Here is a 10,521-nt window from a genome sequence, read left to right as displayed (position 1 = left end):
TTTGGTGGCAGATATTGAGAGGGGAAGCTCAACGTATTGATCCGACCGACATAGCCAAGCCGGTTGAACAAGAGGAAGTTATTTAACTCTTTGGTTGAAAAGAATTGTGCCAGCAAGAGTGACAATTTGATTTCGGGTAGCCGATTGTTTTCGAGGAGCCGGTGGAAGGGAGGGAAACTGTCTAATGCTTCCGTGATAAGGGCTTCAGGCGTGCCCTTTGGGAATGAGATGGCGCTGATGGTATTCATAGTGATAGCCTGGAAAAACATTAATTTTTAGGTTGCTGGGGTGGGTGGTACTACCCCTATTTTTTTAGGTGGTTACGAAGTCACCAGATAAATTGGGTAGAGTGGAACGCAGCAGGTGTAATAGTGGCTGAGCCATCTTAAAAAGAGAGGTTGTCCGCCTACCATTAACTGTTAGTAGCGTTGGGAACGCTAACGCCAAGATTGCTTAAAAAGCCATCTTTAGGTTTTTTCCCCAGCAATTCGCTGATGCTGTTAGGATGAATTCAGGAGAAAATTTAGGGTGCTAGTTCAGCTTGCAAAAATTGCGGACTGAATAAGACCTGCTTTCTCCAAAGCAGAAAACACTGCTCCGAAACTACTCGTATTCTATGATACTCGTATTATCGGATGCTCTTATTATAGTTCTCTTGCATTTAAAGTCAACCTACTTTTATGTAAAGTCTCGTAAATTTTCTCTCTCTGTGAGGCAATCAGTCTAAAGTCCTTAGAAATCAATAGTTTAGGGGATTGTAAAGTTTTGGATCGTTCTGATTCATTGCGACGTAACCAGCAAGCAAAGCTATTTGAATACTTGAAGGATCACCTACCAGATCCTTCAAATGCTGCTATTGCTCGGTATTTAACACAAACTCTTCGTTCAAAAGGTAGCCGAGAACAAGTTTCTAATGATTCTGTAGGCAGATGGACACTTGGAGAGCAGTTGATTCGTCGAGATAGTGTTAGAAAGTTAGCCCTAGCTCTGGGCTGTTCAGTTATTGAATTAGAAGAATACCTTAGTGGCCAATTAGGAACTGATTTTTTAGACCGTTTACAGTTTCCCCGGCAAAACCACTCCCCTGAATCTAACAGCGTTCCCTCAAACTCACCAGACTCTAGCATCCAGTCCTTGTTAGAAAAGTCTAATTTGGTTCAAGAGAAATTAGGGCCGCAGGAAGGGATAAGTAGTGTGGCAAAAGCTTCGGAGGTTCTAGCAGAAGAAACTGAACCGGAAGAAGATAGTTTAGTATTCCAAGTAAAGCCTTCAGATGAAGCGTCTGTTGTAAATGCTGTTTTTCAATTAATGGAATTGTTATCTGTAGAAAAGCTTTTTCAAGTGTCAATGTGGGGTCTAGCCACTTTTCAAGATAAATTAGGAGAAATAGATTCAGTTGAAAAGTTACCTGATGGTACAATCAAAATTCATCAGAATTCCCGATGAGATGAATTTAGGGTAACTGCAACATAAAATTAATACCTCTTTTAACGCAAAAAATTATACTATTTGGCCTAGAAATAGCGAAGCTACTTTCGACCGCAAATTAGCAATTAAGACTTTTACCAGGTAAAGAATTGATGCCTTATTCCTCCATAATTGAGAGATGGGCTATTGGAGAACAGTAGGTATCTTAAGAAAAGTGAATATTAGTTATCTCGTAAAAAGCCAGCTTGTTTGCTAAAATTCCAGCCTGTTAAGAACTAGAGAGAAAGCTTTAAGTGGTAGAAGTTTCCGCTTCTCTTTCAGTCCCTACGGCAAAGTATAGTCCATATTCTGCTGTGCGAACTAAATATTGGCAGGGCACAGGCAGGTAATGAACGAAAAAATAACTGTAATCTTTACCAGATGCTGGTTTGAAGTGCTACTTTGCGGTTTGTAATAGCTTTACTATCTTTGCGTCTGCTTAGCTGAGAGTCGATCACTAATTCTCCCCTCAACCGCCGAAATAGCCACCACGCGAGGAGAAGCTAAATAATTCTTCGCCGTTGGATCGCCACTTCGTCCTTTAAAATTACGATTAGTGGCATAAACCCCCGTTTCCTCCTTATCTAACACCCCAAGTCCAGCATTAATACAAGCACCACAACCTGATTTGAGAACAGTCGCTCCCGCCGCAGCAAAAATTTGCATATATCCTAAACTCTCAGCCTTTTGACGCACCTCTAAAGAAGCTGGCACAATAAAAAGACTCACGCCAGGAGCTAGATGACGGCCTTTAAGTACCTCAGCAGCTTGCGCCAAATCGAAAAGTTTTCCCCCCGTGCAAGAACCAATAAAAGCCTTAGTAATAGTTACTTCTCCTAACGCACTAATTCCAACTACTTGATCGGGTTTAGGAGGACAAGCCACCTGTGATTCTAAATCGCTAAAATCAAATCGATAAATTTCTTCATAATCAGCATCCGAATCACTAACAACTTCCTCAAATAAATCTTGACCGCAGCTTTGCAAATATTGGCGAGTTGTGGCATCAGGAGCAATTAACCCGCACATTGCACCACACTCGATCGCCATATTAGATAAAGTCATTCGTTCTTCCATAGGCATTCGCTCGATAATACTGCCTCGAAATTCCATCACCTTACCCACAGCACCATCGCAGCCGATTTTGCCCAGGATAAACAGCATAATATCCTTAGCAGTAATATATTTAGGCAAAGTTCCTTCCAGTTGAAAAAGTAGAGTGGAAGGAACTCGCACCCACATATCCCCCATTGCAAATATATTCGCCATATCCGTCGTTCCCACACCAGTGGAAAAACAGCCAAATGCCCCATAAGTGCAAGTGTGAGAATCCGTTCCTGCTACGATTGTACCTGGACGAATAAAACCCTTTTCCGGCAGTAAAACGTGGCAAATACCCGCCGCTTCTCCAGGCGAAACGACATCTAATAAATGACAACCTTGCGATCGCGCAAACTGCACCATTTCCGAATATTGTAAAGTAGCTTTCGGGTCTACTCGCAGATCGTTAACTTGAATAAAGTGATCCGCTACTAAAACAACCCGATTGGCATCCCAAAGTTTAGCATTTTCCCCAAAATGTTTGTAAAAAACCTTAGCAACAGGTGCAGCTACAGCATCGTGAGACATCGCTAAATCGACCTTAACAAAAACTGTTTCTCCCGGCTGTACGTAATCGTTCCCAGAAGCGCGTGCTAAAAGTTTTTCAGCCATAGTCATTACTCTAGCAGAAGTGGCACTTTTAGGAAGAGAAATTTCACCTTTTTGGCGCTTTTGGTTAAAAGGAATTAAACCCCCTGCACTCACAATCGCTTCAACGACTGGATTACCTTGAGTTTGGGAATCAATTTCTAGTGTTAGACCAATATTGATACTATTGCGGTAAAATATCTCTGCAAAAGAATGAGCGCGAACTTTTTTAATACCCGCAGCTTTAATCGCAATAGGCGCATTTTCTCTACTAGAACCGCAGCCGAAATTGTGTCCTGCTACAATTTCGTCATAGCCGAGAAGATTACCTTCACCAATCAAATGTTCAAAAGCATACTGTTTTAAATACTCTGGGTCGGCAGTCGTACACCGTTTAGCTGGTATAATATCATCGGTATTAATATCATCTCCAAGATTTAACACTTTCGGTTCTATTTTCATACGTTTTCTTACTCCTTATTTGCTAAAGTTAGTTCAGATAGTTGTTGAATTATCAGTTCAGTTAAAGTTCCTGTATTCACCAAGATTTCTTCACCTTGGGGAGTTAAGTCACCCGTGCGGTAGCCCAAAGCTAGAACTCTTTCTATTGCTTGAGTTAGATGAGTAGCAGCATGGGTTTCTCCCCACTGCTGGAGCATTAATACAACTGCTCCCATCGTTCCTAAAGGATTAGCAATACCTTTCCCAGCAATATCTGGTGCTGTACCGTGTATAGCCTCATAAAGACCGAATCCTTGATAGTTAATACTAGCAGAGGGTAATAGCCCAATGGAACCTACCAATGCCCCTCCAATATCGCTGAGGATATCCCCAAATAGATTTCCAGCTAGAATCACATCAAATCGCTTTGGCTCCCGTACCAGTTGCATAGCTAAGTTATCTACTAACATCGGTTCCACGACAACATCTGGGAAATACTTGGCTTCCTCCTGCACTAAACGGTTCCAAGGGATTTGTGGGAGAGCGTTTTCCTTGTGAGCGACGGTGAGTAAACCTCGGCGTTCTTTAGCCTTTTGGAGAGCGACTCTAGCAATACGGCTGATTTGCCAATCGTAGTATTTCATGGTGTGATAACCATAAGAGCCATTTTCGTCTTGCTCTCGTCCTGATGGGCCAAAGTATATTCCGCTTACCAGTTCCCGCACGAACAAGATATCCAGTCCTTGAATCTTTTGAGGCTGGAGGCTGGATTTATGCAATAAAGTTGCAAAGGGACGCACGGGGCGAAGGTTGGTAAAGAAGTCGAAGTGTTGGCGGAGTTCGAGAATACCACCTTTTGTCACTGCTCCGAATATAATTCCATCAGAACCTTCACATATTTGTGCCGTTTGTGGTGGGAAAAAGTTTCCAAATTCCTCGAATGCGGGTTGTCCGATTAAGCCATAATTTATAACTAAAGAAAAGCCTTCTATTTGGGCTAAATGCTGAAGAACTTTTAAGGAAGCTTCTACTACTTCTGGCCCGATTCCTTCTCCGGGTAGTGCTACCACGCGATACGGCTCAGTCATTGAAAAATCCTTGTTTGAATAGTGAGACTATCTCTTCAGGGGAGAAACAGCGTTGTTCTTGAATAGACAAGGATTTTATTTTATCTCGCATTTGGTTATATTCTTGAGAGGAGAGAGGTTGGTTTAATTGTTTCTCGAACAGGTATTGAAAATTGCTGGCTCCACTGCATTTACCAAACCAAATCTCAGGTTCAACGTGAGGAAAAATGTGGTAGCTGTCGGGGTCGCGTAAAAAGCCATTTACATGAATGCCGCTTTCGTGACGAAGGGCGGCTTGAGAGTAAGGGGGAGCGGGACGAACTCCTAGAGAGTCGAGATAGTTTGTTACTTGGGAGAGTGCTTGATAGTTAATACCTTCTACTTCTATTCCAAAGCGCCATCTAAGTCCATTTAAAACTTGTTCTAGTGGGATATTTCCAGCGCGTTCGCCGATACCTAGAAATGTGCCTGAAATCATTGTAGCTCCCGCGATGACAGCTTGCAGAGTATTTTCGAGAGCCATACCTAAGTCATTATGGAAATGCACTCCCAAAGCTACATTATTGGTTAATTCTAAGAGGTCGCGCACCCATATATAAGTTTTTTCTGGAGTGAGGATGCCCATCGTATCGCAGAGGACGAAGTGTTCGATATAGGGTTGGAATGAGCGAATGCACTCTACTAAAAAGTTAAAATCGGCGCGGCTGGCATCTTCGGCGGCAAACTCTACTTTTAAACCAATTTCTGGACTTGTCGCGTAGCGTAGATTTTCCAAAACTTTGTTAATCATATTCTCGCGGACGTGGCGGACAAGTTCATTAGAGAGATTGTTCTCTTCTATTTTTTCTGGGGGTGCTATTAAATTGCGAACCTCTGTATCTCTTGAAAGTAAAAGACGGTCTGAAACGGCATAGAAGAGAATTATTCGTTCTACTCCGCAGGCAATAGCCTGGTCGATAAATTGTTTGCCTATCATTGTGGCAGCTATCATAATACTCCTATTACCTTCTGCCACTAAGGTTTTTAGTAAATGTTCTTCTGTTTCGTGAACTGCTGGCATTATGTCTATTTGGTGGACTCCGGTTTGGCTGATGAGGTTAGCTAAAGTTTTTTTAGTTTCGTAAGGGAAGAAAAGCCCTGCTTGCTGTTCGCCATCTCGGAGAGTTTCGTCAGAAATGATTAAGGGAAGTGTTGGCATCTTGTTTATCCACCAAAATAGTAATTTTTACGACTAGCGATTAAATTTTTCAAAAAACGCTGGCATAGCACCGGGTAACTAATCACAAGCTTTTGTGCGGACGTAGTGTAAGCGAACAACACAGAAGCTTAGAAGTGAGGTCAACTGCATGGGTAGCCAGCGGCAAATTTTGAGCTAGGTGGCAAGTTATAGGGCAATGCGGGGCGTAGCTTTTCAACATAAGTATCCAGGCATCTATCTAACTAGGTATTTACAGTGAATTTAGCAGCACCTATATGTCCCTCATTAGAGGGTTGTCTTTTCAATAGTTCTATTCTAATTTACCTTTTCTCTTTCGTGACTGTCACTATCGTTTTGTAAAGACTTGGTATAGCTTGGTTGAGCAAATATGAAGGAGAAGAGTTACGCAACCCCTCTATCAGTAAAGCAAGTTAGCGCCAGTGTCCCCATCCAGACACTGTATATAAAATAGCTGCGTAAGTTATGAAGGAAATTCAACCCAAATACGGGATTGTGTCCTAAAGAGCTTTCGTGCAGAGTGTTCTAGCTTGACAAAGCAATAACTGTACTTTTCCTCTACAAGTGGAAAAGCTCTGCACGGAAGCAGTTTGACGTATAAAAAGTGGCAGGACGTGCTTTGAGCTTTATAGAAGATCGGCTAAGCTTTACCAAGTCTTTACAAAACGATAGTGACAACTGTAAAAAAAATCGGCATCCTAGAGAAGGATAACAAGCTGAAAATGTAAATACCTCTTTGGACAGGTGTGTGGAGGCTGTCGAACTCAGGTTAGATCCCTTTTTTGATAGGGGTCGGATGCTAAGGGGTTAGGTTGGCCCGTACTGATCGCTTTGGCAAAGGTCTATCCAGTAGTCAGAAGCGGACGGGAAGTGAAAGCGATTATATCCTGTTAGGACGATCGCTCGGCTATCCAGGACACAATCAGTAGCATTTACTACCGTTGTTCAATTCTACATCTAGCACTCAGAGGCAAAAGCTCCATGTCCAATGCAACTCGACAGTTCATTGTCCAACAGCAGGTAGGTTTAAACGCATGGTTGGTATGAAAATGCCTTTGGAAGAAGTCTGTTTGGAAAATTCCGAGCAACCCCTAGTAGTGGGCGATCGCTCTCTGACTATAAACGAAGTAGTTAGTGTAGCGCGTCACGGTGTACAGGTACGCATCACTGATGCGCCTGATATTCTGGGCGGCGTACAAGCATCCTGTGACTACATTCAGGATGCTGTGGAATCGGGTCAGCCTATTTACGGTGTCACCAGTGGCTTTGGCGGTATGGCAAATGTTCCGATCTCACGCGAATGTGCGGCACTGCTGCAAAACAACTTGATATGGTTCCTCAAGTCAGGAACAGGAAAAAGGTTGCCTCTAGCGGATACCCGCGCAGCTATGCTTTTGCGGCTCAATTCGCATTTGCAGGGGGCATCAGGCATTCGGCTCGAACTGCTCGATCGCATGGCAAAGTTCCTCAATGCAGGGGTCACCCCCCATGTGTATGAATTCGGTTCAATTGGTGCAAGTGGAGATTTGGTGCCATTGTCCTACATTACAGGAGCGTTAATTGGTTTAGATGCAAGCTATACCGTAGACTTTAATGGAAAAGAACTGGATGCACTGACAGCCCTCGAACTTCTCGGTTTAGAGCGATTGCAGTTACTTCCTAAAGAAGGTTTAGCAATGGTAAATGGCACCTCAGTAATGACAGGTATTGCCACCAATTGCGTTTATGATACTAAAGTTTTATTAGCACTATCAATGGGTGTCCATGCCCTAGCTATCCAAGGTTTAAATGGTACTAATCAATCCTTTCACCCCTTTATCCATAAGCTAAAACCCCATCCTGGTCAACTCTGGGCTGCCAACCAAATGCTCGACTTGCTCTTAGGTTCGCGGCTGATTAGGGAAGAATTAGATGGTTCTCACCATGATCGTGGCTCTCATCCCATCCAAGACCGCTATTCACTGCGCTGCTTACCACAGTACATGGGGCCGATTGTAGATGGGATTGCAGAAATTCAAAAACAAATTGAAGTAGAAATTAACTCGGCTACTGATAACCCGCTAATAGATGTAGAAAACCAAGCTAGCTATCACGGTGGTAATTTTTTGGGTCAATATATTGGTGTCGGAATGGATCGGTTGCGGTACTACATCGGTTTATTAGCCAAGCATTTGGATGTACAAATTGCCTCTCTTGTTGCTCCAGAATTTAATAATGGATTACCACCATCGTTAGTAGGGAATCCACAAAGAATTGTCAATATGGGGCTAAAAGGTCTACAAATCGCTGGCAACTCAATTATGCCATTGTTAACATTTTACGGAAATTCTATAGCCGACAGATTTCCGACCCACGCCGAACAATATAACCAAAATATTAATAGCCAAGGGTTTGCTTCTGCTAATTTAGCCCGAACAAGCGTAGACATTTTCCAACGATATATGGCGATCGCTCTCATGTTTGGGGTGCAAGCTGTTGATTTACGCACATATACAATTGCCGAACACTACGATGCCCGCGAGACTCTTTCGCCTGCAACCAGAGAGTTATATATGGCAGTGCGGAACGTACTAGGATGCCCTCCTTCTGCTGACCGTCCTTACATTTGGAATGACCACGAACAATCGCTAGACTTACACATTGCCCAAATTGCGGCTGATATCGCCTCTGGGGGCAAGATTGTTACTGCCGTTTATCAAATTTTGTCTAGCTTTAAGTAAGGATGAAAGCTCTATGAATATTGCTCATCATATAGAACGGGGCCGCTCCCTATTTCCTGATAAAATTGCTCTGGTTTTTGAAGATAAATCCTATACTTACAAACAACTCGATCGACTCACTAATCGAGTAGCCAATGGATTACGTGACTTGGGGATTCATAGAGGCGATCGCGTAGCTTTATTTTTACCGAATATTCCCGAATTCGTTATTTCCTATCTAGCCATTCTCAAAATCGGTGGGATTGCTGTTTCCGTTAATGTAACCCTTAAAAGTGCTGAAGTCAGCTATATTCTCAATGACTGTGCAGCTAAAGCGATCGTTACAACTGAGTTACAAAGCGAGGAAATACAAAAAGCAGACTTACCCGAACTTCAACACATTTTGATTGCTGAAGGTAAAGCTCATAAAGGAATTAGTTTATCGCAACTAATGGAAAATGCTTCAGAAGAAGCGCGATCTGTGGAAATGGATAGCCACGCTCCAGCTTGTATCCTCTACACATCAGGAACAACTGGCTTTCCTAAAGGAGCGACTCTTTCTCACGGAAATATAGTTTCTAATATTTACTCGGCTGATCGGTGTTACCAGATTTCTCAAAACGATCGGTTGCTACTTTTCTTACCTCTGTTTCATTGCTTTGGCCAAAACGCCATTCTCAATAGTGGGTTGAATGCTTGTGCAACTATTATCTTGCACCGTCGCTTTGACCTCGAAGAAATTTTGCAAATTATCGCCGATCGTAAAGTAACGATGTTTTTTGGTGTCCCGACTGTATTCATAAAAATGCTGAATACGGACACCTCTAGCTACGACATAACAAGCGTGCGTTATTACTTTTCAGCAGCAGCACCTATGCCAATTGAAGTTGCACAAAATTGGCAAGATAAGTACGGCTTTGTCATTTATGAAGGCTACGGTTTAACTGAAACATCACCTTTTGCTAGCTACAATCACGACCTAAAATATAAACTCGGTTCAATTGGCACTCCTATTGAAAATGTAGAAATGAAAATTGTTGATAGTAAAGGTCATCAAGTTTCTCCAGGCGAGTTGGGGGAAATTGTTATTAAAGGGTCAAATGTCATGCTTGGCTATTGGAATCGCCCTTTTGAAACCCAAGAAGCGATAAAAAACGGTTGGTTTTATACAGGCGATATTGGACGGATGGATGAGGAGGGATTTTTCTACATTGTGGATCGTGTTAAAGACATGATTAACGTTTTCGGATTAAAAGTTTATCCGACTGAAGTGGAAAATGTCATTTATCAACATCCAGCCATTGCTGAAGTAGCTGTTTACGGGGTGCTAGATGCAGGATTTGAGATTGTTACAGCTAACGTTATTTTGAAAGATGGGTATCAAATTACAGAAGGACAGATTATTGAATTTTGTTCTCAAAGAATGGCTGCTTATAAAGTCCCTCATCATGTTAAATTTGTAGACTCAATTCCCAAGAATCCTACTGGGAAAGTTCTTAAAAAAATTCTGCGCTCTGAATTACGATCTTCAGAAAAATTACAAACACTGGTACAAGAAAATGCGCGAAAAGAAGGGATGAGCCGCGAATTCCTGAGCGTGCTTTCTCCAGAAGAACGACAGATTGCTTTGCAATCTTATCTGCATAAAGAATTGGCGCAAGTTTTGAAAATATCGTTATCTGAATTGACAGCAGAACAAAAATTGAATCAGTTGGGACTGGAATCTTTAATGGCAGTAGATTTAAAGGGTAAATTGGAAATGAGCCTAAAAGTTTCAATCCCATTGGTGACATTCTTAAAGGATATTAGCATAGATGGTTTAGCTTCTCATATAACAGAAGAACTCACGGCAGAACTTATGACTACACATAGTTTTTACCATAATAAAGAAATAGACAGCGTTGGAATATGGGAGGAAGGAATACTTTGATAATAACAAAAA

Annotated in this window: 7 protein-coding genes; 3 read left to right on the top strand and 4 right to left on the bottom strand. The window is 42.2% G+C overall.

The window, feature by feature from the left end; all coding sequences use genetic code 11:
- The coding region (locus tag NG798_RS22560) for a hypothetical protein (protein ID WP_261225966.1) at window positions 1-248 on the bottom strand (248 nt) is incomplete at its 3' end.
- A gap of 517 nt (window positions 249-765) precedes the next feature.
- Here NG798_RS22560 and NG798_RS22555 point away from each other — a divergent pair.
- Window positions 766-1,446 (top strand): hypothetical protein, encoded by a 681-nt coding sequence (locus NG798_RS22555; RefSeq protein ID WP_261225965.1) that lies wholly within the window; start codon window positions 766-768, stop codon window positions 1,444-1,446.
- A 444-nt stretch (window positions 1,447-1,890) separates the two neighbouring features.
- Here NG798_RS22555 and NG798_RS22550 read toward each other — a convergent pair whose 3' ends face one another.
- Genes NG798_RS22550 through NG798_RS22540 form a run of 3 tightly spaced genes read right to left on the bottom strand, consistent with a single transcriptional unit; the run spans window position 1,891 to window position 5,862 of the window.
- Entirely contained in the window at window positions 1,891-3,618 is a 1,728-nt protein-coding gene (locus NG798_RS22550; RefSeq protein WP_261225964.1) for an aconitase/3-isopropylmalate dehydratase large subunit family protein, read from the bottom strand.
- Between the two features lie 8 nt (window positions 3,619-3,626).
- Window positions 3,627-4,685, bottom strand: a complete 1,059-nt coding sequence (gene leuB, locus NG798_RS22545; protein WP_261225963.1) for a 3-isopropylmalate dehydrogenase — start codon at window positions 4,683-4,685, stop codon at window positions 3,627-3,629.
- Complete coding sequence (locus NG798_RS22540; RefSeq protein WP_261225962.1) at window positions 4,678-5,862, bottom strand: LeuA family protein; 1,185 nt, start codon at window positions 5,860-5,862, stop codon at window positions 4,678-4,680. Before NG798_RS22540 ends, leuB begins: the two co-directional genes overlap by 8 nt.
- Before the next feature lie 1,052 nt (window positions 5,863-6,914).
- Here NG798_RS22540 and hutH point away from each other — a divergent pair.
- Both hutH and NG798_RS22530 read left to right on the top strand, forming a co-directional pair.
- A complete protein-coding gene (gene hutH / locus NG798_RS22535) occupies window positions 6,915-8,600 on the top strand; it encodes a histidine ammonia-lyase (RefSeq protein WP_261225961.1) in 1,686 nt (561 codons plus the stop codon).
- 13 nt (window positions 8,601-8,613) lie between these two features.
- Entirely contained in the window at window positions 8,614-10,509 is a 1,896-nt protein-coding gene (locus NG798_RS22530; protein ID WP_261225960.1) for a long-chain-fatty-acid--CoA ligase, read from the top strand.
- Window positions 10,510-10,521 lie beyond the last annotated feature (12 nt).

The organism is Ancylothrix sp. D3o (assembly GCF_025370775.1).
In the GTDB taxonomy this organism is placed as follows: Bacteria; Cyanobacteriota; Cyanobacteriia; order Cyanobacteriales; family Oscillatoriaceae; genus Ancylothrix.
The sequence above is the reverse complement of the archived record's forward strand: the minus strand, read 5'-3'. Positions and strand labels throughout refer to the sequence as shown.